General features: G+C 62.3%; 18 protein-coding genes, 3 rRNA genes and 3 pseudogenes. 12 read left to right on the forward strand and 12 right to left on the reverse strand.

All coding sequences use genetic code 11. From position 1 onward, the window contains the following. From rrf to DR039_RS09280, 5 genes are all read right to left on the reverse strand, one after another. A 5S ribosomal RNA gene (gene rrf / locus DR039_RS09260) occupies positions 1 to 113 on the reverse strand; the annotation flags it as partial. A gap of 141 nt (positions 114 to 254) precedes the next feature. Further along, positions 255 to 3,425: ribosomal RNA gene (locus DR039_RS09265) — 23S ribosomal RNA — on the reverse strand. Between the two features lie 418 nt (positions 3,426 to 3,843). Continuing rightward, positions 3,844 to 5,379: ribosomal RNA gene (locus DR039_RS09270) — 16S ribosomal RNA — on the reverse strand. 426 nt (positions 5,380 to 5,805) lie between these two features. Continuing rightward, positions 5,806 to 6,429 carry a LuxR C-terminal-related transcriptional regulator gene (locus DR039_RS09275; RefSeq protein ID WP_111837102.1) on the reverse strand — a complete coding sequence of 208 codons (624 nt, stop codon included), beginning with the start codon at positions 6,427 to 6,429 and terminating at the stop codon, positions 5,806 to 5,808. Continuing rightward, complete coding sequence (locus tag DR039_RS09280; protein ID WP_111837103.1) at positions 6,426 to 7,625, reverse strand: sensor histidine kinase; 1,200 nt, start codon at positions 7,623 to 7,625, stop codon at positions 6,426 to 6,428. The genes DR039_RS09275 and DR039_RS09280 overlap by 4 nt, the downstream gene beginning before the upstream one ends. A gap of 191 nt (positions 7,626 to 7,816) precedes the next feature. Between DR039_RS09280 and DR039_RS09285 the strand changes: the two genes are divergently transcribed. From DR039_RS09285 to DR039_RS11790, 4 genes are all read left to right on the forward strand, one after another. Further along, positions 7,817 to 8,233, forward strand: a complete 417-nt coding sequence (locus tag DR039_RS09285) for a DUF2871 domain-containing protein (RefSeq protein ID WP_111837104.1) — start codon at positions 7,817 to 7,819, stop codon at positions 8,231 to 8,233. A gap of 2 nt (positions 8,234 to 8,235) precedes the next feature. Further along, positions 8,236 to 8,637: an HsmA family protein gene (locus DR039_RS09290; RefSeq protein WP_111837105.1), complete on the forward strand. Its 402-nt coding sequence runs from the start codon at positions 8,236 to 8,238 to the stop codon at positions 8,635 to 8,637. 691 nt (positions 8,638 to 9,328) lie between these two features. Then, positions 9,329 to 9,526, forward strand: a complete 198-nt coding sequence (locus DR039_RS09300; protein ID WP_111837107.1) for a hypothetical protein — start codon at positions 9,329 to 9,331, stop codon at positions 9,524 to 9,526. Positions 9,527 to 9,597: 71 nt separating this feature from the next. Continuing rightward, the gene (locus tag DR039_RS11790; RefSeq protein ID WP_407641288.1) at positions 9,598 to 9,912 is read left to right on the forward strand and encodes an ATP-binding cassette domain-containing protein; all 315 of its coding nucleotides are present in this window, start codon (positions 9,598 to 9,600) and stop codon (positions 9,910 to 9,912) included. On the opposite strand, the gene DR039_RS11795 is transcribed toward DR039_RS11790, so the two are convergent. After that, positions 9,844 to 10,005, reverse strand: coding sequence for a type II toxin-antitoxin system YafQ family toxin (locus DR039_RS11795; RefSeq protein WP_407641289.1), 162 nt, complete (start codon positions 10,003 to 10,005; stop codon positions 9,844 to 9,846). The two genes, DR039_RS11790 and DR039_RS11795, sit on opposite strands and share 69 nt — an antisense overlap. A gap of 47 nt (positions 10,006 to 10,052) precedes the next feature. Further along, the gene (locus DR039_RS09315; RefSeq protein WP_111837108.1) at positions 10,053 to 10,316 is read right to left on the reverse strand and encodes a type II toxin-antitoxin system RelB/DinJ family antitoxin; all 264 of its coding nucleotides are present in this window, start codon (positions 10,314 to 10,316) and stop codon (positions 10,053 to 10,055) included. A 723-nt stretch (positions 10,317 to 11,039) separates the two neighbouring features. On the opposite strand from DR039_RS09315, the gene DR039_RS09325 reads away from it, so the two are divergent. The 5 genes and pseudogenes from DR039_RS09325 to DR039_RS11805 all read left to right on the forward strand — a co-directional run bounded on the left by DR039_RS09325 (position 11,040) and on the right by DR039_RS11805 (position 17,046). After that, a complete protein-coding gene (locus tag DR039_RS09325) occupies positions 11,040 to 11,531 on the forward strand; it encodes a DUF6049 family protein (RefSeq protein ID WP_172458380.1) in 492 nt (163 codons plus the stop codon). Next, positions 11,528 to 12,028: pseudogene (locus DR039_RS11800) on the forward strand (DUF6049 family protein); the annotation flags it as partial. The gene DR039_RS09325 and the pseudogene DR039_RS11800, both read left to right, overlap by 4 nt. Positions 12,029 to 12,389: 361 nt before the next feature. Further along, on the forward strand, positions 12,390 to 13,337 hold the full coding sequence (locus DR039_RS09335) for a YeiH family protein (RefSeq protein ID WP_111837111.1): 948 nt from the start codon (positions 12,390 to 12,392) through the stop codon (positions 13,335 to 13,337). 90 nt (positions 13,338 to 13,427) lie between these two features. Beyond that, entirely contained in the window at positions 13,428 to 16,502 is a 3,075-nt protein-coding gene (locus DR039_RS09340; protein ID WP_111837112.1) for a DEAD/DEAH box helicase family protein, read from the forward strand. A 211-nt stretch (positions 16,503 to 16,713) separates the two neighbouring features. Continuing rightward, positions 16,714 to 17,046: a YchJ family metal-binding protein gene (locus DR039_RS11805; protein WP_407641290.1), complete on the forward strand. Its 333-nt coding sequence runs from the start codon at positions 16,714 to 16,716 to the stop codon at positions 17,044 to 17,046. An 85-nt stretch (positions 17,047 to 17,131) separates the two neighbouring features. Here DR039_RS11805 and DR039_RS09350 read toward each other — a convergent pair whose 3' ends face one another. Beyond that, complete coding sequence (locus tag DR039_RS09350; protein ID WP_111837114.1) at positions 17,132 to 17,389, reverse strand: GlsB/YeaQ/YmgE family stress response membrane protein; 258 nt, start codon at positions 17,387 to 17,389, stop codon at positions 17,132 to 17,134. Positions 17,390 to 17,599: 210 nt separating this feature from the next. On the opposite strand from DR039_RS09350, the gene DR039_RS09355 reads away from it, so the two are divergent. Next, positions 17,600 to 18,787: an Mbeg1-like protein gene (locus tag DR039_RS09355; RefSeq protein WP_170166946.1), complete on the forward strand. Its 1,188-nt coding sequence runs from the start codon at positions 17,600 to 17,602 to the stop codon at positions 18,785 to 18,787. A gap of 317 nt (positions 18,788 to 19,104) precedes the next feature. Here DR039_RS09355 and DR039_RS09360 read toward each other — a convergent pair whose 3' ends face one another. The 3 genes and pseudogenes from DR039_RS09360 to DR039_RS09370 form a co-directional block, all read right to left on the reverse strand. Continuing rightward, a complete protein-coding gene (locus DR039_RS09360) occupies positions 19,105 to 20,358 on the reverse strand; it encodes an ATP-binding protein (RefSeq protein WP_111837116.1) in 1,254 nt (417 codons plus the stop codon). Positions 20,359 to 20,436: 78 nt separating this feature from the next. Continuing rightward, the gene (locus tag DR039_RS09365; protein WP_111837117.1) at positions 20,437 to 20,811 is read right to left on the reverse strand and encodes an ATP-binding cassette domain-containing protein; all 375 of its coding nucleotides are present in this window, start codon (positions 20,809 to 20,811) and stop codon (positions 20,437 to 20,439) included. Between the two features lie 95 nt (positions 20,812 to 20,906). Then, positions 20,907 to 22,205 (reverse strand): annotated as a pseudogene (locus DR039_RS09370) (ISL3 family transposase). A 68-nt stretch (positions 22,206 to 22,273) separates the two neighbouring features. Here DR039_RS09370 and DR039_RS11810 point away from each other — a divergent pair. After that, a complete protein-coding gene (locus DR039_RS11810) occupies positions 22,274 to 22,429 on the forward strand; it encodes a helix-turn-helix domain-containing protein (protein ID WP_111837118.1) in 156 nt (51 codons plus the stop codon). Between the two features lie 366 nt (positions 22,430 to 22,795). Here DR039_RS11810 and DR039_RS11325 read toward each other — a convergent pair whose 3' ends face one another. Beyond that, complete coding sequence (locus tag DR039_RS11325) at positions 22,796 to 22,972, reverse strand: hypothetical protein (RefSeq protein ID WP_170166945.1); 177 nt, start codon at positions 22,970 to 22,972, stop codon at positions 22,796 to 22,798. A 996-nt stretch (positions 22,973 to 23,968) separates the two neighbouring features. On the opposite strand from DR039_RS11325, the pseudogene DR039_RS11815 reads away from it, so the two are divergent. Next, a pseudogene (locus tag DR039_RS11815) lies at positions 23,969 to 25,555 on the forward strand (ABC transporter ATP-binding protein). Positions 25,556 to 25,818 lie beyond the last annotated feature (263 nt).

Raw genomic sequence — 25,818 nt, forward strand, 5'->3', positions numbered from 1 at the left:
GGCGGTGTCCTACTCTCCCACACCCTGGCGGGTGCAGTACCATTGGCGCTGGGAGTCTTAGCTTCCGGGTTCGGAATGGGTCCGGGCGTTGCCTTCCCGCTGTGACCACCGAGACGTTTATGTGGGGCCCAGTGCGTGTGTTGGGCCGTATTGTGTGTTGTGTTTGTGTTGTGTGTTTGGTGTGTGGGTTGGTGGTGGACCGTATAGTGGACGCTTGCGTGTTTGGTTCTTGTTCCCCACCTATGTGGTGGGGGTGTTGTTTGTGTTTGGCCTATTAGTACCGGTCAGCTTCAACCCTTACGGGTTTTGTACTTCCGGCCTATCTACCCAGTGGTCTGCTGGGGGCCTTCCACCCCACGAGGGGGTGTGGATACCTTATCTTGAAGCTGGTTTCCCGCTTAGATGCTTTCAGCGGTTATCCTTGCCGAACGTAGCTAACCAGCCGTGCCCCGGGCGGGACAACTGGCACACCAGAGGTTCGTCCGTCCCGGTCCTCTCGTACTAGGGACAGGTCTTCTCAAGTATCCTGCGCGCGCAGAGGATAGGGACCGAACTGTCTCACGACGTTCTAAACCCAGCTCGCGTACCGCTTTAATGGGCGAACAGCCCAACCCTTGGGACCTGCTCCAGCCCCAGGATGCGACGAGCCGACATCGAGGTGCCAAACCATGCCGTCGATATGGACTCTTGGGCAGGATCAGCCTGTTATCCCCGGGGTACCTTTTATCCGTTGAGCGACGACCCACCCACTCGGGATCGCCGGATCACTAGTTCCTGCTTTCGCACCTGCTTGACCTGTCGGTCTCGCAGTCCAAGCCTCCCTTGTGCACTTGCACTCAACACCTGGTTGCCGACCAGGCTGAGGGAACCTTTGAGCGCCTCCGTTACTTTTTAGGAGGCAACCGCCCCAGTTAAACTACCCACCAGGCACTGTCCCTAACCCGGATCACGGGCCGAGGTTCAGGCGCACGCTATGGCCAGAGTGGTATTTCAACGATGACTCCACAATCACTGGCGTGACTGCTTCACGGTCTCCCACCTATCCTGCACAAGCCACAGCGGGCGCCAATACCAAGCTATAGTAAAGGTCCCGGGGTCTTTCCGTCCTTCTGCGCGTAACGAGCATCTTTACTCGTAATGCAATTTTCGCCGAGTTCATGGTGGAGACAGTAGAGAAGTCGTTACGCCATTCGTGCAGGTCGGAACTTACCCGACAAGGAATTTCGCTACCTTAGGATGGTTATAGTTACCACCGCCGTTTACTGGGGCTTAAATTCACCGCTTCACCCCCAATGGGGGTTGACAGCTCCTCTTAACCTTCCAGCACCGGGCAGGCGTCAGTCCGTATACATCGCCTTGCGGCTTCGCACGGACCTGTGTTTTTAGTAAACAGTCGCTTCTCCCTGGTCTCTGCGGCCCTCACCCCTAGCCCGCGTGGGGCTTCAAGGCTCGGGCCCCCCTTCTCCCGAAGTTACGGGGGCATTTTGCCGAGTTCCTTCACCATGATTATCTCGTGCGCCTAGGCATACTCTGCCCGACCACCTGTGTCGGTTTAGGGTACGGGCGGCTGGCACCATCGCGTCGAGGCTTTTCTAGGCACCACAGGATCACCCTGATATCCCCCACTGAAAAGCAGGGCCACCATCACGCCTCACCCCCGTCATCGAAGACAGCCCCCCGGATTTACCTGGAGGACGGGCCGCGCGCTTGAACAGTCCAAGCCATTAGGACCGCCGGGCTACCACTGTGCGTCACCCCTGTTAATACGCTTGCCTACCTGCACGGAGGATCCCCAGACCCAAACCCACCACACCACAAGTGTCCCCCGAAAGAGACACCAGGGCATGACTGTGAGCCCAGGCGTGGGTTAGCACCCGCGCGTCAGCATGGGCGGTGCTTCGCCGGTACGGGAATATCAACCCGTTGCCCATCGACTACGCCTGTCGGCCTCGCCTTAGGACCCGACTCACCCAGGGCGGACTAGCCTAGCCCTGGAACCCTTGGTCATTCGGCGCTAGGGTTTCTCACCCTAGTATCGCTACTCATGCCTGCATTCTCACTCCCACACCATCCACCCCTAGGTCACCCCGAGGCTTCACCCGGTGCAGGACGCTCCCCTACCACCCACCACCCCTGCCAAACCCCTCAAAAATAGGGGGTAAGGAAGAAAAAAATTGTGGTGGGTCCGCGGCTTCGGCGGTGTGCTTGAGCCCCGCTACATTGTCGGCGCACGATCACTTGACCAGTGAGCTATTACGCACTCTTTCAAGGATGGCTGCTTCTAAGCCAACCTCCTGGTTGTCTGCGCGACCGCACATCCTTTCCCACTTAGCACACGCTTAGGGGCCTTAGCCGGCGATCTGGGCTGTTTCCCTCTCGACCACGGAGCTTATCCCCCGCGGTCTCACTGCCCCGCTACAACCCGACGGCATTCGGAGTTTGGTTGACGTCAGTAACCCTGTGGGGCCCATCAGCCACCCAGTAGCTCTACCTCCGCCGGGCAACACGAGACGCTGCACCTAAATGCATTTCGGGGAGAACCAGCTATCACGGAGTTTGATTGGCCTTTCACCCCTACCCACAGCTCATCCCCTCCATTTTCAACTGAAGTGGGTTCGGTCCTCCACACGCTCTTACACGTGCTTCAACCTGGCCATGGGTAGATCACCCCGCTTCGGGTCCAGACCGTGCCACTAAAACGCCCTTTCAGACTCGCTTTCGCTACGACTCCCCCAACACGGGTTAACCTCGCGACACAGCACTGACTCGCAGGCTCATTCTTCAAAAGGCACGCCATCACCCCGAAGGGCCCTGACGGCTTGTAAGCGCCCGGTTTCAGGTACTATTTCACTCCCCTCCCGGGGTACTTTTCACCATTCCCTCACGGTACTAATCCGCTATCGGTCATCAGGAAGTATTCAGGCAACCAAGTGGTCTTGGCAGATTCACACAGGATTCCACGAGCCCCGTGCTACTCGGGAACACACCCACACGGCCCAGACAGTTTAACCTACGGGGCTCTCACCCACTACGGCTCCCCTTCCCAGGAGATTCGGCTACCAACCAGGTTTATCACCGCGCCTACCACCGGCAGATGGCAGAAAAGCATGCCCCACAACCCCACAACCGCAACCCCTGCCGAGTAATCACACGATCATGGTTTAACCATCATCCGCTTTCGCTCGCCACTACTAACGGAATATCTTCTCCTGCGGGTACTGAGATGTTTCACTTCCCCGCGTCACCCCCCACACCCTATGAATTCAAGTGCAGGTGACACGACATAACTCGTGCCGGGTCCCCCCATTCGGACACCCTCGGATCACAGCCCGCTAGCCAGCTCCCCGAGGCTTATCGCAGGCCACCACGTCCTTCATCGGCCCCTGATGCCAAGGCATCCACCGAACGCTCATAAAAACAAACAAAACAAAACACCACCAACAAACGTTGATGGCAGCAAAGAACAAAGATGCTCGCGTCCACTATACAGTTCACAACCAACCCACCCACACCCCCCAAAACCACCCACCCCCAAAACAAGGGAGGCAGACAACCAAGAAGGAGCCAGGCACCAAACAGGGCGTATTACCCCAGGCCCCGACAGCATGCCACCCCCAACCCAACCCCCAAGCAACACAAAATATGAAGACAAAAAGGATCAGGTCAAGGCACCCAAAACCAACCAGTATTTAACTAACTGGTATTCGGGTGGTTTTCTATACCAAAAGTTCCGAAAAACACAGCACCCAACCCCATAACACCAAACCCCCCACCACCCAAAACGGGCAGTAAAAACAAAAAGACAGGCCCAGCCAAGGTCAGGCAAACAATAGTGCTCCTTAGAAAGGAGGTGATCCAGCCGCACCTTCCGGTACGGCTACCTTGTTACGACTTCGTCCCAATCACCAGCCCCACCTTCGACCGCTCCCCATAAGGCCACGGGCTTCGGGTGTTGCCAGCTTTCATGACGTGACGGGCGGTGTGTACAAGGCCCGAGAACGTATTCACCGCAGCGTTGCTGATCTGCGATTACTAGCGACTCCAACTTCACGGTGTCGAGTTGCAGACACCGATCCGAACTGAGACTGGCTTTAAGGGATTCGCTCCGCCTCACGACATCGCAACCCTCTGTACCAGCCATTGTAGCATGCGTGAAGCCCAAGACATAAGGGGCATGATGATTTGACGTCATCCCCACCTTCCTCCGAGTTAACCCCGGCAGTCTCCCGCGAGTCCCCACCACAACGTGCTGGCAACACGGGACAAGGGTTGCGCTCGTTGCGGGACTTAACCCAACATCTCACGACACGAGCTGACGACAACCATGCACCACCTGTGAAGGCGCTCCGAAGAGAAACCACGTCTCCGTGATCAACACCCACATGTCAAGCCTTGGTAAGGTTCTTCGCGTTGCATCGAATTAATCCGCATGCTCCGCCGCTTGTGCGGGCCCCCGTCAATTCCTTTGAGTTTTAGCCTTGCGGCCGTACTCCCCAGGCGGGGCACTTAATGCGTTAGCTACGGCGCGGAAACCCCGGAAAGAGCCCCCACACCTAGTGCCCAACGTTTACGGCGTGGACTACCAGGGTATCTAATCCTGTTCGCTCCCCACGCTTTCGCTCCTCAGCGTCAGTAACGGCCCAGAGACCCGCCTTCGCCACCGGTGTTCCTCCTGATATCTGCGCATTCCACCGCTACACCAGGAATTCCAGTCTCCCCTACCGCACTCAAGCCGGCCCGTACCCACCGCAAGCCTCCAGTTAAGCCAGAGGATTTCACGACAGACGCGACCAGCCGCCTACGAGCTCTTTACGCCCAATAATTCCGGACAACGCTCGCGCCCTACGTATTACCGCGGCTGCTGGCACGTAGTTAGCCGGCGCTTCTTATCCAGCTACCGTCAACCACCCCACAAAGAAGGCGGCCTGCTTCACTGGCGAAAGAGGTTCACAACCCGAAGGCCTACATCCCTCACGCGGCGTCGCTGCATCAGGCTTGCGCCCATTGTGCAATATTCCCCACTGCTGCCTCCCGTAGGAGTCTGGGCCGTGTCTCAGTCCCAGTGTGGCCGTCCACCCTCTCAGGCCGGCTACCCGTCAAAGCCTTGGTAGGCCATCACCCCACCAACAAGCTGATAGGCCGCGAGCCCATCCCCAACCAGAAAAAGAACCTTTCCAAACCCACCCATGCGAGCAGGCCAAAATATCCCGTATTAGCCACCCTTTCAAGCGGTTATCCAGAAGTCAGGGGCAGGTTACTCACGTGTTACTCACCCGTTCGCCACTCATCCACCCAGCAAGCTGGGCTTCACCGTTCGACTTGCATGTGTTAAGCACGCCGCCAGCGTTCGTCCTGAGCCAGGATCAAACTCTCCAAAAGAAACCAAAAAACAACCCACCAACCAAAAACAAAAGCCCTCAGCCAGCAAGAAGCCAATCAGAAACAGAAAACAAAACCCAAGCTCAACCCACCCCAAAACCAGAGCAGGCAAAACCAAAAAACAAGAACAAGACAACCAACCAACCCCAAAAACAGAGCCAACCAGCCACCCCATCCCAACAAATGACATAAAAAACATGACACACTATCGAGTTCTCAAACAACACACCCACAAGATTAAGATCGACCAACCGGCCAACCCACCTCAAGGCGACCGGAATAGATTAGGCAGGCGAGCCCTAGGCGGTCAAGTTGGAAGCTAGTGACCCCCGTCTCTCTTACTCTCAGGCCCACCGAAGCTACCTACAGCACACCGCTTTGTCCACCACCTGCGGGCGCTGCGCCGTCGGCAGTACTGGGCCCAGGTCACTCGACCATCCCACGCCGCCGGGCCACCGCAACCGCCTCGGTGCGGCTAGAGACGCCGAGCTTCTCGTATACATGCGCTAGGTGCGTCTTGACGGTGGCTACGCTCAAGAACAGTTGCCGGGCGATGGACTCGTTGGATGCGCCGTCGGCCACCAGCACCAGTACCTCTAGTTCGCGGGCCGTTAATGCGGTCACCGGCTGGCGCATTCGGCTCATCAGGCGACGCTGCACCGCCGGCCCGAGTGCTACCTCCCCAACTGCGGCCGAGCGGATCGCACTGGTCAGCTCTTCGGTGGGCGAGTCCTTCAACAGGTAGCCGGTGGCACCTGCGTCGATTGCTGCCAGGATGTCGGTGTCGGTGTCGTAGGTGGTCAGGATCAGCACCGGTGGGCCGCCGTCGGCCACTATTTGCCGAGTGGCTTCCGCACCACCAAGCCGGTTGGCTCCGAAGCGCAGGTCTAGCAGCAGCACTGAGCAGGATCCACCATCCCGTAGATGGCGTAGCAGTTCCTCAGCGGAGCCAAAGTCCGCTACCACTTGCATATCGGGCTGCATCTCAATCAGGGCGCGCAGTCCTGCCCTCACCACGGGATGGTCATCGGTGATGATGACCTCGATCATCGCTGTGCCTCCTCTTCCGGGACCGGCAGCACTAGGCGCAGTTTCGCACCCTGCCCTGGCGACGACGTCACTTCGCAGCTGCCGCCGAGTTCAGTGGCGCGCGAGCGCATGCCGCGCAACCCGAAGCCTTCCATCTGCGCCGGTTGGAAACCCGCCCCGTCGTCGGTGAGTGTCAAGCTGACCTCGGCCTCGCCGTAGTCCAACCGAAGGTGGGCTTGTGAGGCTTGCGCGTGCTGAACCACATTGGCCAGGCCGGATTGGGCTACGCGCAGCAGCGTCGCCTCGATCGCCATCGGCAGGCCGACGGGTATGCCGGTGACCTCCATAGTGCTGCGCAAGCTGGGCTGCAGTTCCTGACTCAAGGTGCAGGCGTGTTGTAGCGCGGAGGCCAAGGTGTCCCGCTGCAAGGCGGCGGGGGCCAGCGCCCGAATCAGGCGGCGTGCTTCGGCCAGGTTGTCCCGCGCGGTGCTGGCGGCCTGGACTACCAGGGTCCGGGCGGGTGAACCTTCCAGTTGTGGTTCGGCAGCACGCAGCAGCAGGTTAATGGCGCTGAATCCTTGAGCCAGGGTGTCGTGGATTTCGCGAGCCAGGCGTTCTCGTTCTCCGAGCACGGCGTTCTCGCGTTCGGCCTCGGCGAGGTAGCTGCGGGTCTGGTTGAGTTCATCTAACAATTGCTGACGGCGCTCGTTCTGACTGGCTAGGCTCTCCAGGCCAAAGACCACTCCAACGGCCACGGTGGAACCCACTACGGGGCCGAGCACCGAGCCAAGCTTGAGACCCGCTAGGCCGTGACGCAGCCCGAAAGCCGCCGCGACGGCGGTGGTGACCGCCACGGCCCCCAGCCCGAAGCGGGGCCCGAGGGTGTGCAGTTGAATGAGCATCAGCGGAAAGGCGAGCCACAAGGCGTTGTCGGTCAGCCACAGCATGGCCAGCCATCCCAGCCCTAGGAGCAGATTCCAGGCGCCGTCCGGCCACCAGCGGGCCCGGCGTTCGCCCAGCGGTCGGAGCTCAACTTGCTGGGCTGCACGGCCTGCGACGTAAGTGCCTACGAAGCCGGAGCCCAGCAGGGCAGCCACCCAGGGGTTGGCGCCCGAGTGCGCGGCGGAGGCAACCGATAGGGCGGTCAGCCCCAAGAACAACAGGTCCAGTCCGAGCAGCAGGCCTTTAGTTGCGCTGTCTAGGGCTCCTGCTGTCATGCGGCCAGTCTACGAGCCCGCCGACTAGCCGAATCGCTTGCGCAAAGCCAAAAGCCCGCATCAGCCAAAAGGATGACAGCGCCCTCAGCCCTCAAGCTTTCCAAGACCACGATCCTGGCCGATGTCCGGGCCCGCTCAGGCTGGGAGTATCGAGGTAGCCCTAAGACGAACTTGAAAGTAGAGGGAAGAAAATGCGCAATCTTTGGTTGGCGGCATGTGGATATGCCGCGCTGGGACTGACCTCCGGCCTGGTCTACCGCACGCTCACCCACGATGGCTTCACTGGCAAGACGCAGCTGTCCACCACCCACACCCACTTCTTGGCCCTCGGCATGTTGGTCATGCTGATTATGTTGGCACTGGACGCGGCGCTGGGGGTCAGTGGCTCCCGCTCCTTCAAGGTCTTCTTCGTGACCTATAACGCTGGCCTGTTGGTGACTGTTGGCACGATGATCTGGCACGGTCTGCTGCAGTTGGATGGAAAGGCCGGAGGGCCGGCGATCGCCGGGGTGGCCGGGCTGGGGCACATCCTGATTACTGCCGGGGTTGTGGCGCTGCTGGTTAGCCTGCGCGCCCCCATCGCCAAGCACCTGGCCGAGAAGGCCTGAGCATGCTTGCCCTTGCGGTTGTTCTCATCTCGCTGGCACTGGTCAGCTACACCACGGGCGTGCTGGCGGAACGCCGTAGTGGCACCCTGAAGGTCTGGCACGCGGTCGCCTTCGGTACCGGCCTGGTTTTCGACGCCACCGGCACGCAGATCATGTCAATGATCTCCGATTCCTCCGCCTCAGCGAACTTCGCCACCACCCCAACTGCGTCCCTGCTAAGCAACCTTATGGTGATCACTGGCGCGGCGGCGCTGCTGCTAATGGCGCTGCATTTCGTTTGGGCGGTAGTGGTGCTGTTCCGCAACCGTGAGAAGGAAAAGGCGACCTTTCACAAGTTCAGCCTGGGCGTTTGGCCCCTGTGGCTGGTCCCCTACTTCACCGGCATGGCCGCAGCCATGGCCTAAAGGTTGGCCTAAAGACCACACCTGGCGCGAGCCCCAGACAAGCGACGACGTCTGGGGCTCGCGCTTTGCCGGTCCGATTTATCTGCGGCTTGTAAGCCCTCGATAAAGCCGAGCAGATGATGTGCTGGGCAGTTAGTTGTCAGTCGCACTCCTGTACCCTGCTTCGGCGCGCTTCTTAAGAACCCGAAGCTGGCGGTCCGCCATAATCTTGTCTCCGACCGCCAGCAGGAAGCGACGCATGCCGATGCCCCCATGGCGGTGCTGGACGCACGCGTTAGCTCGCAGCCGGGTGGTTTGAGATTCGAGTGGCGTAAGCGAGTAGGACACCGAGATTCGACCATAGGATCTCCAGAACTCCTTCCGAGCAAACAGTTCGAGCGGCCCTTATGCGACAGAACTGCGCAATCCGACAAGGCGGACGCCGTCGTCCTGCCGAGGCATGCAAGATCTCAATTCCGCGGGCCGAGCGCTCGGCCTCGAAATACAGCGTGGTCGCGTCGTGGAGCACCAGGGTCGCGTCCCCATGCCAGCAGGCATGCTGGTAGCATCGGTAGCGCCTGCGTCTTTGCTGGTGGCGTAGGTATTGGTATCGCTATCACCTAACTACTACTCCCGGTCGTGGAACCTGCAGAGTCACGGCCGGGCCTCTGCAATCCTTTCTGACAGCAAAATTGAAAGGCTGGTCTCTCACATGGCTGAACATTCCAACACTGCCCTGATCGCGATCGGCGGAGGTTTGGTCGCCGTTGTCGGGGGTATCTGCGCAATTCTCGTGACGCTTCAGGGAAGTCCCTTCTTCACTGGCGCCCTGATTGGGATGGGCGCGTTACTCGTCATCATGATCGGCGTCATCATCGGGATCACGATGAGCAGGAGACCCAGGCCATAACCTCCCCCACTCTGCTCGTCGACGTGGTCGGGCTTTAGAAGGTTTATGGCCGGCCAGAGGCCGCGTCAGACGTGAGCTTCTCGGTAGGCACCGGTGAGTGCCTGGGCCTCTTGGACCCCAATGGCGCCGAAAAGACAGCCGTGCTGAGTTGTCTAGTGGGTTTGCGCCGCCCGACGAAGGGCAGCGTGCGCATCTGCGGCGAAAACCCCGCAGCCATAAGCGGAGTCAGCGAAAGATCTGATCGTGCGAACCAGTGCGCAGGAATACCGCCACACCGTCGAACACCTGCCAGACACACAGCCAGTCTCCCAGGTTTGCTACACGTGGCACTCCCGAGCGCCATGCCACTCCCCCTTGAGCTCGTGCATATGATGACGACGGCGTAACTCAGCCAAGGACCCATCATCGGCGGCGAGTACAAGGCGCAGGACCCCTTTGAGGAGGTCGAGGTTGACATGTTTCTTCTTCAGCCGCTTCACGTCACGCTCAAATTGAGACGTGTACTCCGCCCGCAACAACGCCGGCCTCAGATTCCGAGGGAGTCGAAGACCTGATCGGCGTCAGCGAAGCGGGCAGTGCCGCGAACAGCGATCTGTTCTGCTTCCGCTAGCGCCTCGCAAGATTCCTGATTCGGCGCCCCATAACTCAAAGAAAGTGGGATCCGATTCTCGCGCACCATCTGGCGATAGAAAGCACGGGTCACTGACGACAAATCAAAGCCAAAATCCTCAGCAATCTTGGCCGCGCGCTCCTTGGTCTCGTCATCCACACGTACAGTCACAGACGCCATAACAACCTCCTCGTAGGACATAGTACTACTAACGCCTTACATCACAGGCTTTGTTTGAAGACACCCACACACTCCCTGCGCCTAGCTACCGGAAGGCGCGCTAATGAGGCACGGGCACGCCCCCTACCCGCCCCCACTCTTGGGCCCCAGACAGCAAGAAGGCTCGAAGCACGGCCATCGTCGACGACCAGGTTCGAGCCTTATGCATTTTGGTGGACCTAGCGGGAGGCTTCTCGAAACTTGCCCCACCGGTGACTCAGATGGTGCGAGCACACCAGTCGATCCGCGCTGGACGGCGCAGTATGCACCACTGAAGGCGCCACCCACAGCCGGGCGCCACGTGCATCCGAAAACCTCCTCCAACGAGCGGAAGCCGCCTACGCTGCCGGAGGGTCGCTGAAAGCCGTGGCCCGACAGGTTGGTCTTGGACACGAGCGACTCTCTCGTCTCCTCCGGGAACGCGGTGTCGTCCTCCGTAATCACTCCCCGTCGATCAGCGAGATTCGACTGATGCACGCCATGTATGAGCAAAGGGCTTCACTGGAGCGTGTAGGCGACAAGTTCGTTTACACGGCGGGGACAGCCCGCAAACACTTGATCATCGCCGGCGTAGTGATGCGCAATACGCACGGTCGTGTCCGAACGGAGCCCCACGGTGTTTCGACCAAGAGCTCAAGACACCTTGACCAGCGCCGATGTTCCCAACAGGAGCTGGTTCAAAGTATGCAGCCCTTCGCCGTGTATATCAGCTCTGTACCCGCCGGCGCCCTCGAACCCGCTGAGGAGCTGGACTTCACCTCACTCGCCGTCGTGGAGGTCGACGCGTCGACGGGGGCGACCTCGACGAGCGGCGCGACCGGGACGAGCGCCACCGTCCTCGCGCCCAACGCCCCCCTCTCGCAGATCCTCGACTGGCGGACGACGAGCCTCGCGGATGAACTCGACGCCGAGCAGGCCCTGCGGGCGATCACTGCGATCATCACCCGCGAGCGCCCGAACTCCTCCCGGACCGTTTTCGTCGCCTCCGAGCGTTCGAACGCGCCGACTGCGGAGCTCGCGGCCAGGGTCCGTTCGCTCCTCGACTCCCCCTGGGTTAGGGGGGTCTCCTTCTCCGAGATGGCGTCCTCCGAGCCGACGGATGTGGAGCGCGTTCCCCCCCCCCCCCCGGGGAGGGGGCCCTGTCCCCGGAGGGGGGCTCCGCCGCCTCGACCCTGACAGAGGCCCTCGCCTCCGCCCGCTCCTTCACGGATGCGGCGAGCGACCCCGAGGAGGCCATGGCGGGTCTGGAGGACTCGATCCTCCCGGTTCTTTCGGCGGGGATCGCCCCGGATGAGCAGCTCACCCGCGCTTCGCAGTTCTCCGCGAAGGTTTCCGATCTGCGCTCGCGGGTCGCGACGGAGTTCGCGGGAGCGGTGAACCTCATCAACAAGTCCGCGGACTTCCCCGTGAGGGTCCGCAACGACCTGCCCTGGGACATGACGGTGAAAGTCGCCCTGGTCCCCTCCGATGCGAGGCTGAAGGTCTCCGGGCCGAGTGAGGCGACTCTTCTGGCGGGCTCGGTGACGACGGTCGCCGTCCCTGTGGAGGCGATCGGCTCCGGCGACGTCGAGGTCGCCTACCGGATCTCAACGCCCGACGGCTCGGTTCTGGAGTCCACGCGGACCGTCCTCGTCCGTTTGCGCGCCGGCTGGGAGGATGCGATCACGATCACCGCCGCCGGGGTCTTCGGCCTGCTCTTCATCGGCGGCCTGGTCCGTTCGATCCGCAGGAGGTTCAACGCGGGCGCGGGGAGGGCCGCGGGCTCGGGGAGCCGTGGACGCGGCGACGGCGCCCGGGACGAGGACGGGCGAAGCCCCGGGGAGGCCGGGGCCCCCGCCGAAGGGGCGCCGGGCCCGCGCCCCGATGACGATTCTTCGAGTGTCGACGAGCAGATGGGAAGCAGATTAGCGCTGATACGGCTGCCGAGCGGACCCCCGACCCGGAGCGGAATCAGGCCCCCGGGGGGGGCGAGCCCCATCCTCCGGAGGGGCCGGGGCTCCGAAGCGCTCCTCGATCCTGCGGGCCAGCGCGATCATGGCCTCGGGGACGATGGTCTCGCGCATCCTCGGCTTCGTCCGCTCGATCATGCTCCTGGCCGCGATCGGCGCGGCCGGCGGCGGCGTGTCGGCCGCGTTCCAGACGGCGAACACCCTGCCGAACACGGTGTTCAACCTGCTCGCCTCCGGAGTTTTCGACGCGGTCCTCGTGCCGCAGATCGTGGGGGCGCTCAAGCGCAGGCATGACGGCGAGACCTATGTGAATCGCCTCCTCACCCTCGCCGGGACCCTCCTCTTCGTCGTGACGCTCGTGTCGATCACGCAGACCCTGCTGATCGCCGGCGGCTTCTCCATCTGCGGGGCGGCAGCCGTCGCCGCCGTCGACGGCGTCATCGAAACGGAGGACCGGGAGGAGGTCGTCACCGCCGTCGGCCTCGTCGTCATCTTCGGGACCCTGATGATCCCGCTCGTCCCGATCCTCGGGGCCCTCATCGGCCTGGACCCCCTGACGACGGGCCTGTGGGCGGGCGCCTCCACCCACGAGGTCGCCCAGGTCGTCGCCATCGGCGGCGCGATCTCCGAGGAGGCCCTGGCCGGCGCCGTCGTCGTCAAGCTCGCGCGCGTCCTCATGCTCGCCCCCGTGATGGCGGCGATCAGCCTGTGGCGCCGAGGGCGGATCGCGAGCGGGAGGGGGATCCCGGGCACGAGGGACGAGGGCGGGGCGCTGCCCCCGATCATGCCGCTCTTCGTCTTCGGCTTCATCTGCATGGTGGCGCTGAGGTGGACGGGGGTCGTCCCCGACCAGGCCCTGTCGGTCCTCAAGGTCGTGCAGTCCGCCCTCCTCGCCTCGGCGATGTTCGCCCTCGGCGCGGGGGTGCGCCTGAAGGACTTCATCAAGGTCGGGCCGCGACCCTTCGTCCTCGCCGCCCTCATCACCCTCCTCGTCGCCTCCGTCGGGCTCGCGGGCGTGACGCTCGCGCGCTGAATCCGCTGAGCCCCGCTGAGTTCCCCGAGCCGGTGCCCGGCGGCGGGGCCCCTGCGCGGCGAAGCCCGTCCCCTGTGTCAGGATGGTCGGGTGATCGATGCCCCCGACCGTCCTTTGAGCGCCCTGCGCTTCACCGGTGAGCTGCGCAGTTATCAGAGCGCCGTGATGGAGGGCCTGGAGCGGGAGTCCTGGCTCGCCGACGGGCCGGGGGAGGATGCGGGCGGGCGCGCCCTCCACCTGGTCGCCCCTCCGGGCTCGGGCAAGACGATCCTCGGCCTCACTCTCGCCGTCCGCGAGGGGCGCCGCGCCCTCGTCCTCGCGCCGACGACGGTGATCCGCGACCAGTGGGCCGAAGAGGCCCGCACCCGCTTCGCAGTCGAGGAGAACCCCGTCGCCGGGGCCGCCGGGGAGAGGCGCGCCCCCGAAGAGTCGGGATCGGGGCGGACCCGAGTGCGCATCACCCTCGACTCCGATGAGATCGGCGACCTGTCGATCATGACCTACCAGAAGATCGCGGCGGTCGACCGCTCCAACCCCTTCACGGACGTGGCGCGCGAGCAGTGGATCGAGGAGATGGAGCTCGCCTGGTCGGACCGCGAGCGCGCCGAGGCCTGGCTCGAGGAGCTGCGCACGACGAACAGGAGCGCCTATTCGGCGGGCCTGCGCAAGAGGGCGGCGGCGATCAGGAAGGACCTGCGCACCCTCGACCCGGCGGTCCTGGAGAAGACCCTGCATCCGAACGCCCTGCGCCTCATCGGGGCGATCGTGCGGGCCGGTGTGGGCACGATCGTCCTCGACGAGTGCCATCACCTGCTCGACCATTGGGCGCTCGTCGTCCACCTGCTGCGCGCGAAACTGCGGGAGGCGGGCCTGGACCCGCTGCTCATCGGCTTGACGGCCACTCCCCCGGACCCGCAGACCCCGAAGGAGGAGGAGAACTATTCGGGGCTCCTCGGCGAGGTCGACTACGAGGTCCCCACCCCGGCGGTGATCCGCGCCGGGGATCTGGCGCCCTTCCGCACCTGGGCGTGGTTCACGGACCCCACCCCCGCCGAGCGCAGCTTCATCGACGAGCACGCGGGGATGCTCGACAGCAGGCTCTCCGCCCTGCTCGCCTCACCGGATGGGCGCTCCTTCCTCCTGGAGGCGCTCATCGGCCCCGATGCGGACGAGGGCGGGGCCGTCCCCGGCGACCTCGCCCTGCGGATGCGCAGGGCCGTGGAGGCCGACCCGTATCTGGCGCTCTCGGCGGGCCGGATGCTCTCCCGCATGGAGGCGTCGACGCTGAGCCCGCTGGAGAGCGCCATCGTGTCCCGCCTGCCGGATGTGGAGCGCCCCGCCCTCGATGATCGCCTGCTCCTCGTCGCCCGGCATGCGCTGACGCGGCTGCTGCCCGATGATGCGCGGGCCGAGGAGTGGAGGGCGACGAAGAGGCTCCTCCAGGCCTTCGGATACCACCTGACGGATCGGGGGATCCGGCGCGGGCCGAACCCGATCGACACGACCCTGGCGCGTTCGGAGTCGAAGGAGCGGGCGGTCCTCGACATCCTCCGCCTCGAAGACGATCCGCGGATGCGGGCGGCCGTGGTCACGGATCTCGCCCAGCACAATGACCGCTCCGCGATCCTCGACGAGGACGGGGAGGCGGGCCCCGGCGGGGCGCTGCGCTGCTTCTCGATCATCGCCGCCGATCCTTTCTCGGCCCACCTGCATCCGGTGCTCATCACCGGCAAGCACCTGCGCATCCTCGCAGGCGATGAGGAGCTCGCACGCGCACTGCGCGCGAAGACCGGCGCCCCGCTCCCGGTCCTGCGCACGAGCGGCGGAGTCGCCGAGCTGTCCGTCGAGGGGGCCGCGCCCTCGGTCCTCGTCGATGCGGTGGCCGCTGTGATGACCGAGGGCCTGGTCCGCCTCGTCGTCGGGACCCGCGGCCTTCTCGGTGAGGGCTGGGACTGCCCGGCGCTCAACACGCTCATCGACCTGACGACGGTGACGACCTCGACGGCGACCCAGCAGCTCCACGGGAGGACCCTGCGGCTGGATCCGGCGTGGCCGCGCAAGGCGGCGCACAACTGGGTCCTGGCCTGCTTGCCGCCGAAGTCCGCGGAGTACGCGAACACCCGCGAGTTGGAGCGGATGGAGCGCAAGGCCGCTCACCTGTGGGGTTTGAGCAGGATCGGCGCGGACGAGCCGGGGACGATCACGAGGGGCATCCGCACCCTGCTCGACGAGCATCAGCTCGACGCCTTCTCCCAGGATTCGCCCAAGCGCCTGGCGGGCAAGACGAATGCGGCGACGAGGAGGGCCCTCGTCCCCCGGGAGTCGAGCTTCGAGCTGTGGCGCACCGGTTCGACCGCGTCGGGCCGGGTGCACCGGAGCGTGTCCTTGACGAAGGATCCGGTATTCGAGTTCACGACCTCGACGACTCCTCTGGCGGCCCTCGCGAGCATCGTGTCCCTCGTCTTCGCCGTGCTCTTCGTCGTCGCCTCGGGCCTGTGGCGGCTCCGGGATGCGCTCCCTCTCCTGCCCTGGCCGGTGCTCCTCCTCATCACGGCGGGGCTCGTGGGCGTCGCGGTGTGGAGCATCGGATGGCCGGCCTTCGCGAATGCGCGCTTCTTGTGGCGCACGCGGGCCCATCCGACGGATCTGTACCGTCGGGCGGCGATCGTCCTCCTGGACGTCCTCGCTCAGACGGGGACGATCTCCCGGGGGATCGACCCGGCGTCGGTGATCGTCGAGGAGGGGGAGCAGGTGCGGGTCGAGTTCTCGGCGGGCACGCATGCGGATCGGGAGGCGGCGACTCGGGCGCTGGCGGAGATGTTCACGCCGATCGGGGTGTCGAAGCCCCGGCACGTCCTCGCTCTGGGCCCGATGCCGGAGATCGGCTCCTCGTCCCTGTCGGGGCGGGCGAGGATCCTCGCTGTCGGCGCGCGGATCGTGAATCTCGCGACCTCGAAGAATCCGCATTATCTGGCTGTTCCGGTGCAGCTCGGGGCGACGAGGGAGTCGGCCGGGCGCGTGGAGGAGGCGTGGAACCGCCTGGTCGGCCCGGCGCGGGTGGTGGATGTGCGCACGAGCGAGGGCGCCGATGCTCTCGTCGCGGCGCGCGCGCAGAACCGGGGCGGGATCCGCACGAGCGCGAGGGTGAGCGACTACTGGTCGTGAGCGGAGGGCCGGCGCGGGGCTCGCGATGCGGGTCCGGGCGGTGCGCCTCCGGGGAGGTCCGGTGGGCGGGCGCCTCCGGCGCGCTGCCCTGGCTCGCATGATGACTCCTCCTTCTCCGCAGGACGAGTGCCCCTGCTACTCGGGCGCGCCCTTCGGCGCCTGCTGCGCGCCGATCCTCGCGGGAGAGGCCCCGTCGAGCGCGCTTGCGCTCATGAGGTCGCGGTACACGGCTTTCGTCCTCGCCGACGAGGATCACCTGTTCCGCTCCTGGCATCCGAGGACGAGGCCCGCCCCGCCCTACGCCGATCCGGGCATCGACTGGTGCGGCCTTCAGATCCTCGAGGTCGAGGGCGGGGTCCTCCCCGCCGTCCCGGGCCGCACCCTCAAGGGGGTCATCATCGCGGGGGCGATCATGTTGATCCTCCTCATCGGATTCACCCGCCTGTACCTGGGGGCGCACTGGTTCTCCGACGTCATCGCGGGGGGCATGGTCGGCACAGCGACCTCCCTCATCACGGCGGAGCTGCTGTTCCGGGACCTGTGAGGGGATGAACGAAGGGGCCCCGACCGTTCGGTCGGGGCCCCTCCTCAGGCCTTCAGGCGAATGCGCGTCGCCGATGCGGCCGTCCTCAGTTCTTCGAGCGGATCTTGTTCCACACGTACATGACGATGAGCGCGCCGACGATCGAGAGGACCCAGGTCTTGAGGTTCCAGAAGGAGCCGAGGCCCACGTGGAAGACGAGGTTGCCGAGCCAGCCGCCGACCATGGCGCCGAGAACGCCGATGACGAGGGAGGAGCCCCAGCCCTCGCCGACGATGCCCGGCATGATCTTCTTGGCGATCGCGCCGACGACCAGGCCGAGGATGATGTAAGCGAAGAATCCCATGAGAAACTCCCAGAATTCGGGGGCGGAACAGTCTCAGTGTCGCACGGATCCGGATCCGGCGCATCATCGGGGCGCGTATTCCGGGGGCTTCTCACACCCCGGCCCCGCCCTCGGCGATACCCTGGAGGATCAACCGGGGACCGGGCGCGGGCGCGAGGATCGCAGTACCCCGGCGCGCGAATGGGGCCCGGGGCGGGGATCGGAGGCGAAGTGGCGGCGGAGGACATCGTGGCCTATGTGGAGCGGATGCTCGCGCCCATCGACGCCGAGGGCTTCACCCCCGTGGATTCCCTGGTCCTGTCCTGGGCCTCCTACTTCCGTGTCCTGCCGGACCTGCCCGCCGCCGCGGGCGAGGAGGGGGTCGAGATCCGCGAACTGCTGCGCGCCGAATGCTTCCCCCGCTTCTTCTGGACCGTGTTGGATCCGGACAAGTGCAAGCGGCTCCTCTTCGCGATGGCGGCGAGCCCGCGCTTCCGCTCGATCCGCCAGTGCTTCAGCGTCGACGACGTCGATGATGCGCAGCAGAAGCAGTTCGCGGCCTGCGCCTACGTCCTGGGCCCCGAACTCATGTACGTCGCCTTCCGCGGGACGGACCGCACGCTCGTCGGCTGGAAGGAGGACTTCAACATGGCCTTCGCGGCGCCCGTCCCCGCCCAGGAGGCGGCCGCCGACTATCTCGCGGCCCTCGCCTCGAGGACGAGTGCGAAGCTCCTCCTCGGGGGGCATTCGAAAGGCGGGAACCTCGCGATCTACGCGGCTGCGCGCAATGCGGAGATGCTCGGGGATCGGCTCGTGCGCGTCTACTCGCACGACGGGCCGGGCTTCCTCCCCGAGTTCCTCGCCGAACCGGGGTTCCGCGCCATCGAGGACAGGATCGAGAGGAGCGTCCCCCAATCCTCGATCGTCGGGATGCTCCTCGACCACTCCTCCGATTACACGGTCGTGAAGTCGACGAACCTGGGGCCTCTCCAGCACGACCCCTTCTCCTGGGTCGTCGAGGGGGAGAATTTCGCGAGGGCGAAGGGGCTGAGCTTCGATGCACGCAGGATCGACGCGATCGTGTCGGCCTGGCTGGTCGAGCACACGCCCGAGCAGCGCGAGCTCCTCGTCGACGCGATCTATTCGCTCATCACGCTTCCCGAGGTCGAGACCGTCACCGACCTCGTTGATTCCTGGCAGCGGGCGATCCCGGCCGTGCGCGAGAGGATCGGGGCGCTCGACCCGGAAGTGAGGGCGGCGATCCTCGAGATGCTCAAGAGCCTGGCGGTCGTGGGCCTGAGGGGCAAGGGGAAGGACGCGTCGACGGCGGAGGAGAAGTCGAAGGGCGGGGCCGGGAGGACTCCGGGGAAGGGCGGGGTGCTCAGAGCCAGGCGAAGTCCAGGGGCAGAAAAGCACTGAATCAGTGCTGACCAGCGCAAATGATGCAGCGGAACCACGAAAACAGTGCAGCGAATCTACGGATTCACTCCAGCGGAACCACGAAGACAGACCTCGCGGCGGGGTCAGTGGACGCAGTCGAAGTTCGCGGGCACGAACCATATCCGGGCACTGTCTATGCGCCGACGCGCCACATGCCGAGCGCATCGAACATCTCGTCGGCATCAGCGAAACGGGCTGTGCGAGCGGCGATCTTCCGGGATTGCGCGAGGGCTGCGCCGGGTTCCGAATTCGATCCTCTCTTCGAGCGCGAATACCGCCCCTCTTCCCCTCCCCTGTCAGGGACCTAGGGCGGTGATGGGCACGACGCAGACGCCGTCGGGTCGCTTGTAGGTGTATCGGCCGCCCGTGATCACGATGAGCGCTGCGGGCTCCCCATGCCGGTCCGGGTCGATCTTCGAGGCCATGCGCAGCAGCGACTCGGCTGCATCATCTGCAGCATTCTCTCCCAGTTTGACCTCAATGCCCGCCCATCTGCCATCAGGCAGTTCGAGGACGACATCGACTTCTGCACCCGTGCGCGAGTCGCGCCAGGAGGACAGGGTCGCCCCAAGCGGCTGCGAATAGACTCGCAGGTCTCGAACGACGAGTGACTCGAAGTGCAATCCCGCAGCTTCGAGGTCTTTCGACAACTCGTCGACTCCGACACCGAGCGCTGCGGTTCCGAGCGATGGATCGACGAAGTGATTGACCGGCGTTGTGCGGAGCCTGGTTCGCGATCTCATATGCGGCTGCCACGCTGGAATCGTTTCAACGAGCATTAACCTGTCCAATGCGTCGAGGTAGTTGGACAGCGTTTCCGATGCGACTCGTCCAGCAGGCCCTCCGACGTCGTGCGCGAGGGCCGAGAGGTTGCGCGGAGTCGCTGCGGCCCGTCCCAAAGCAGCCAGAAGCCTGTGGACGTTGGCAGGATTTCGGCGCAGCCCCATGCCGGGCACATCGATCTCGGCGATGTTGCGAAGGTAGTCGCGCAACCAGATTCGGGCTTCTCCTTCAGCGGCATCCAGAAGGTCCGGCCAACCGCCGATGATGATTCGTTCGAGCAGGTCGCGAATCGTCAGGCTTTCCGCGCGACCACTCGGATCCCCACCGTTGAGCAGGTTCTTCACACTGACCTGGCCGCTCGAATGCCCCGTCTCGAAGAGGCTCATCGGCCGCATGCGAAGGCGTCCGATCCTACCGGCCCCTGAATGCGTGCGCACGTCGTCCCGTAGGCGCGCGGAGCCCGTCAGAATGTACAGCCCTTTTCCGTAATGATCGTCAACTGCGCGACGCACGAGGTTCCACAGCTCCGGAACCTCCTGCCATTCGTCGAAGACGATCGGCGGAGTCTCCATGAACAGTTGCTCGGGCTGGATCTGCGCGGTCGCTCGGGCCGCCCTGTCGACATCCATTCGGAAGAGCGTCTTCGCGATGCGTTCGGCCGTTCTGGTCTTGCCGACAGCTTTCGGACCGTCGATCAGCACAGCACCGATAGACGCCATTCGCTGCCGCAACTCGCTGTCCGCCACACGAGATCGATAATCCGCCATGCCTGAACTCTACAATCCGCCATGCCTGAACTCTACAATCCGCCATGCCTGAACTCTACAATCCGCCATGCCTGAACTCTACAGTTCGCCATCCTTGAAATCGATGATCCGCCATCGAGTAGCGGGCGCGGGACGCTCTGAGCTACCGCGCACCACGGGCTCCAGCTCGATCCTCTCCCCCGCCCAGTGGTCGAGGAGCCAGCGGTCGTGGCTGGCGACGAGGAGCGTCCCGTCCCATTCGGCGAGAGCCTTCTCCAGGGCTTCGATCGAGTTCGACGACTCGGCCGTCGGCGCCGATCCCGTGACGATCCTCTCCAGGAGCGTGGTCTTGTCCGCGCCGTTCGGGCCGATCAGGCAGGCGCGCTCCCCGTTGACGACGGTGAAGGAGACGGAGTCGAGCAGGGGCTCGGCGGTGTAGGAGAAACTCAGGTCGGTGAGGGTGATCGCGGGCACAAGGGCTCCTGGGCGCGTCGATGCGGACGGGGGTGAGCGTGTCGGACGGGGCCGAGGGCGTCAGGCGATCATGCGGGTTATGGGCTCTTCACGATTTAGAGTGCGTTGATCCGGGTGTGCAGCTGCCCGGAGTGAATCAGGCACCGCAAGATGTAGTGGTCGAGGTTGCGCAACCCCAGGGCGGTTTCCCGTAGATGCTCTAGCCGGCCATTGATGGCCTCGACCGGCCCGTTGGACGCCCCGATGTCGAAGTAAGCCAGCACATCCTCGCGCCGACGCCACAACGTCCGACCCAGCTGGGCCAGCTCCTCCAACCCTTTCGGCACGCCCATACGCAGGGTGTTGATGATCCGTTCCATCAACTTCTTGCCCTCCGATTTCTTCGGGTGCCCGTAGGCCTGGATCATGTCCTGGTAGAACATCCACGTGACCTCGAGTGCCACGTATTCGTCATCGGTGGCCCACAACAGGTCCAACCGCCTGTTCTGCCGCTCGGTGAGGTAGTTCCTCCTGGTCAGCAAGGTCCGCCGGTGCTTGTACAGCAGATCATCCTTGCGTCCACGACGCCCCGTGGTCTCACGTTGGAGCCTCTGGCGGCAGCCAGTGAGCTTGTCCGCTGCCAGATGCACGACGTGGAACGGATCCATCACCTTCCTCGCCTGGGGCAGTACCTGGTCGACGGCGGTGGCCTAGCCGGTGAAGCCGTCCATGGTCACCACCTGCACCTGGCTGCAAAAACCAGGGTCGCGTTCCTGCAGCCACGTGCGCAGCACGTCCGCGCTGCGGCCTGGGCGGATATCCAGTACTCGGGCCGGCCCACGGCCATCGGCCAGCGGGGTGAGGTCGACCAGGATCGTCACCAGGTTGGACGGCTGGCCTGGCTTTCGGGTGTGCTTCCACACGTGCTCATCCACCCCGAGGATGCGCACCCCGTCCAGATGGGAGGGGTTGTCGTAGACGAGCTGTCGGCAGGCGTCCACAGCGACCTGATTGACCAGTTCCCAACCCACCTAGAGGGCCTTGGCGGTGGCGGCCACGCTCATCCGGTCGATGGCCAGTCGCTGGAGGATCCAGCCGGTCACCCGGTGGGTGAGCTTGGCCCCGTCATTGGCGCAGTTGAGGGAGGCTTGGAAGATTTTCCTGGGACATTGTTGATTGGTGCAGGTGAATCGGGGGACACGAAGGTGCAGGCGGGTGAAAAACCCCACGACCGGCAGGTCAACCAGTCGGCAGACAGTGTGATCACGCAGTTTCCCGCCTTGGGTGCAGTCGGGGCAGTGCCCCTCGACAGCGACCGGGGCGGCGTCGATGATGGTGAAGGCTCCGGTGATCGTCAAGCCGATTTCTGCCGTGCGGCAGATGGTGTCTGCGACGAGGTTGCCACTAGGCTGCACAGTAGGGTCCTGGTTCGGTCAGATGCAAGCGTAGTAACTCTCATCTTGTACCGGCCAGGACCCCCAACATGTTGTCCCACCCCGAACCGGGCTCCGCGGTCAGCTACGCACCCCAAAACACGAAGAGCCACCAAACGGTCACGACTGCGACCCTTGGGCGGATATGCAAAGCGTTGGGTTGTTCACCCAACGACATTCTGACATTTGAGGACTGTAATGAGTAAGGACCGGACGAGGAGCGGAATGAGTGAGATGAAGCAGGCGTATACCATCAAGCCTTAAACAGAGGTCACTTCACCCGACTGCAACACTACTGATCTGAACTTCCCCATTGAGCTAGTCGCACCTGTGGTGGGTATGGCTCATAGCTTTATTAGACGTAAGCTGGGTAGGAAGTCAATCTTGTCTGAGGCAGACATTCGTCAACTTCTAGAGTGGTAGAAGCCGTAGCGGCGTACCAGATGGTTTTTCTTGGACTCGATGGTGGCCTGATCGTTCTTCTTGTGTGGTCGTGAGCGTCGGATGAAATAGACCTGTCTGGCACCGGCCCAGGTGATGAGTTCGTGGTTGATGAACTCGCTTCCGTTGCCTCAGTCGATGCCGCTGACTGTGTAGGGGATTGCCTGGATGAACTCCTCGAAACAGCCCAGCATGGGGATTTGGGCGTTGTTGCGGATTGAGCGGGTGAACACCCAACCGGTCAACACGTCGGTGAAGTTCACCGTCCTGACGAACTCGCCCTGCAAGCTGGGTTCCGCAGTGGGCAACGATAGCGACCTTGAAGAACTCTGGCCAATCCTCGACCGCATCTCCGGGGCGGCAGATAATGATGAAGTTTCGTAACATGCTGCCCGGTCCGGTGGCAGAACGGACCTGCGGGTCCTAGCGGTGCTGGCATCAGTCGGGGATCCCTCGGCCTCCATCGCACCCAGCCAGCTGCTCATCGAGACGGCTAGGTATTTCCCGCACAAACCCCAGAGGTCGCCCACACCTTCTACAGGACTTTGCGGGCATCGTAGGAGTACTTGCACGGCCTTGTCTTACGCGGTCAACCACAGCCACGGTCGTCACCACCCTGCCGGGCGGTTGGTTCAGGCGGGCGACCAGTTGTTGGCGGGCTGGTCAAGCTTCCAGCCGGTGACCTCTACCACCTGGTCAAGGATCAATCCCTTGCCTTCATGGAGTCAGCCGCGTAAACTTGGGCATACCTCGTGGGCACCTCGACACGATCGCTCAACGTTAGTCCTCCACCACTCACGTCCTATCGTCTCCGCTGCCCACCCCGGTCGCAGGGAAAATATGTGAGGCGCGGGCCCGGCTGTGCGGGGAGCATCAGTGAGTCTCGTCGCGATGTTGACTTTGAAGCTGCACAATCTGATTTTGGATTTAATACATATGCACTCTAATCGACTCCGCTCATCAGGTGATTCGTTTGAAGATGATACCTATTGGCTTCTTCGGCAAGTTATTCACAAACATCGATTCTTGGGCGACTGATACAGAAGTGAGTCATATAAATGGACGAACAGATTTTCGCTGAATCTAGCAGGCGTGCCGCGCCGCTCGGAACTTCTTTTAAGCAGGCTCTGGGCACCTTGTATCGAACCGGTCGTTATTCCTTGCTTGCGATTGTCTTTATGACTGTACTAAGGGGACTTTTTCCCGGGCTACAAGTCGCAGGTGTGGCCGGTATTGTCGCAAGCGTTTCTTCCTATCCCGGAAAATTAACGTCTGGAGGAATGTATGCATTGCTTTTAGTGGCAATGTCGCTTGTTGGTTCTTATGTTCTCGACAATCTCGTAAAATATACAAGTGATCGCCTAACGCTTAAATTATCCTATACTACGGATCTTCAAGTAGTCAGACAACTACGCTCTTTAGAAGTCCAAGATTTTGAATCAGCTCACACATATGACAAAATTCAGCGAGTTGACTCTAGTGCAGGAAGTCACATATTTGGTCTCTTTGACTCGGCCCGTTCTGCTGTTCAAGCCTTTATATCAATCACAGGGATAGCGGCGGTTATCGCTTCATGGAATGGTTGGATCGCGCTTGCGCTGTTGGTCGCTCCTATTCCTGCTGCAGTTGCAACCTTTCAACTGCAGTCGAAGACTTACGACATAGAATTCGGGCGAGCGCCACAAACGCGACTGGCAAACTATTTCAGAGCATTATTGACCTCGGACGCCACCAGAAAAGAAATCAAAATTTTCCGGCTTGCGCGACTCTTCGAGGACAGATACCTCCAATTACGCAAGATCTTTCTTCGTCAAGATTTATTGCTTGCGCGGTTTGGGCTGACAAAAGCAGGCACTCTAGGACTTATCTCTGTCTTCGCTAATGTTGGCGCAATAGTATACGCTGCTCTATTAGCTGGCGAGAGCGGTAGGGTCGGAGAACTCGCGGGCTTTATCTCCGCAACAGCTCAGATGAATCCACTGGTTATGGCATCATTTCTTGGAGTGACCGGAATATACCAGCATCTGCTCTATGTATCAAACTGGGTCGCAGTGATGGAAACACATCCCGCTGTGATTACTGAAGGTAAGAGTGAACTCAGCAAGGATAAGGCGAGTATCAGCGAACATGGAGGCGTTTCAATCGAGTTTCGTCATGTGTCTTTCACATATCCGGGAACTGAACGTACGGTACTCGACGATGTTTCATTCACCATTCAACCTGGGAGAACGTCCGCATTAGTGGGACTGAATGGCTCTGGTAAAACTACGGTATGCAAGTTATTGCTTCGGTTCTATGAACCAACTAGCGGCACTATCTACGTGAACGGTAAAGATATCAAATGCTTTAATCGCGAGTCTTTGTATGACTGTTTTTCCGCTTTATTTCAGGATTTTGCAAAATTCGAGCGTAGCGTGGGATCGAATGTTACATATGGGGCTGGCAAAGATTTCACCTCTCCGCCAGACGACGCTGATGTTATCAAGAGTCTTGAGATGGTAGGATTGGATTTTTTGGCAGACTAGCTCCCAAACGGCTTGGCAACAATTCTCGGTCGACGTTTTGAAGAAGGTCAACAACTTTCGATCGGGCAATGGCAGCGTTTAGCGACTGCTCGTGCCCTGTATAAGAAACCAAAGTTGCTTGTACTAGATGAGCCAACTGCTTCAGTTGATGCCGTTTCAGAGCGTGCCATGTTCGAGGCCCTCGACAAGATCAATTATGGGCTAACTATCTTGCTAGTCGCTCATCGCTTTACAACGATCAGCCATGCCGATCATATTGTTGTTCTAGACGGCGGTCGTGTCGTCGGATCTGGAACACACGATTCTCTTCTATCGAGCTGTAAGTTCTACGCCGACATGTTTAGAGCGCAACGCGACTATCGATAGAGATTTCATAGGACACGAACATCGCCAGGTTACGAGGAGGCTAAAGGGCGTATCGGGAATTTTCTCAAGCGTATCTTGTTGGTCCTGTGTTGACCGTGTGTTCAAGTGGTAGTCACGCAAGGGACGCCTCTCGGGGCTTGTCTCGATTAGAACTGTGGCTGTCGACGGCAGTTGTGGCATTGTTGTGGGAGCGTGATGGGGTTTGGAATCACAAAAACATGAGCGTGACCGACCGTGGTGCCAAGCGGGACCGAGACAGGATT

Source organism: Actinomyces bovis (genome assembly GCF_900444995.1).
Lineage (GTDB): Bacteria > Actinomycetota > Actinomycetes > Actinomycetales > Actinomycetaceae > Actinomyces > Actinomyces bovis.

What these genes read in the sequence shown, in the direction of transcription:
- DR039_RS11805 (WP_407641290.1), top strand. Translation starts at nt 16,714, where the DNA reads ATGAGGTCGCGGTACACGGCTTTCGTCCTCGCCGACGAGGATCACCTG.
- DR039_RS09360 (WP_111837116.1), bottom strand. Translation starts at nt 20,358, where the DNA reads ATGGCGGATTATCGATCTCGTGTGGCGGACAGCGAGTTGCGGCAGCGA.
- DR039_RS09335 (WP_111837111.1), top strand. Translation starts at nt 12,390, where the DNA reads ATGGCCTCGGGGACGATGGTCTCGCGCATCCTCGGCTTCGTCCGCTCG.
- DR039_RS09290 (WP_111837105.1), top strand. Translation starts at nt 8,236, where the DNA reads ATGCTTGCCCTTGCGGTTGTTCTCATCTCGCTGGCACTGGTCAGCTAC.
- DR039_RS09325 (WP_172458380.1), top strand. Translation starts at nt 11,040, where the DNA reads ATGCAGCCCTTCGCCGTGTATATCAGCTCTGTACCCGCCGGCGCCCTC.
- DR039_RS09275 (WP_111837102.1), bottom strand. Translation starts at nt 6,429, where the DNA reads ATGATCGAGGTCATCATCACCGATGACCATCCCGTGGTGAGGGCAGGA.
- DR039_RS09350 (WP_111837114.1), bottom strand. Translation starts at nt 17,389, where the DNA reads ATGGGATTCTTCGCTTACATCATCCTCGGCCTGGTCGTCGGCGCGATC.
- DR039_RS09285 (WP_111837104.1), top strand. Translation starts at nt 7,817, where the DNA reads ATGCGCAATCTTTGGTTGGCGGCATGTGGATATGCCGCGCTGGGACTG.
- DR039_RS11810 (WP_111837118.1), top strand. Translation starts at nt 22,274, where the DNA reads ATGTTGTCCCACCCCGAACCGGGCTCCGCGGTCAGCTACGCACCCCAA.
- DR039_RS09300 (WP_111837107.1), top strand. Translation starts at nt 9,329, where the DNA reads ATGGCTGAACATTCCAACACTGCCCTGATCGCGATCGGCGGAGGTTTG.
- DR039_RS09280 (WP_111837103.1), bottom strand. Translation starts at nt 7,625, where the DNA reads ATGACAGCAGGAGCCCTAGACAGCGCAACTAAAGGCCTGCTGCTCGGA.
- DR039_RS09315 (WP_111837108.1), bottom strand. Translation starts at nt 10,316, where the DNA reads ATGGCGTCTGTGACTGTACGTGTGGATGACGAGACCAAGGAGCGCGCG.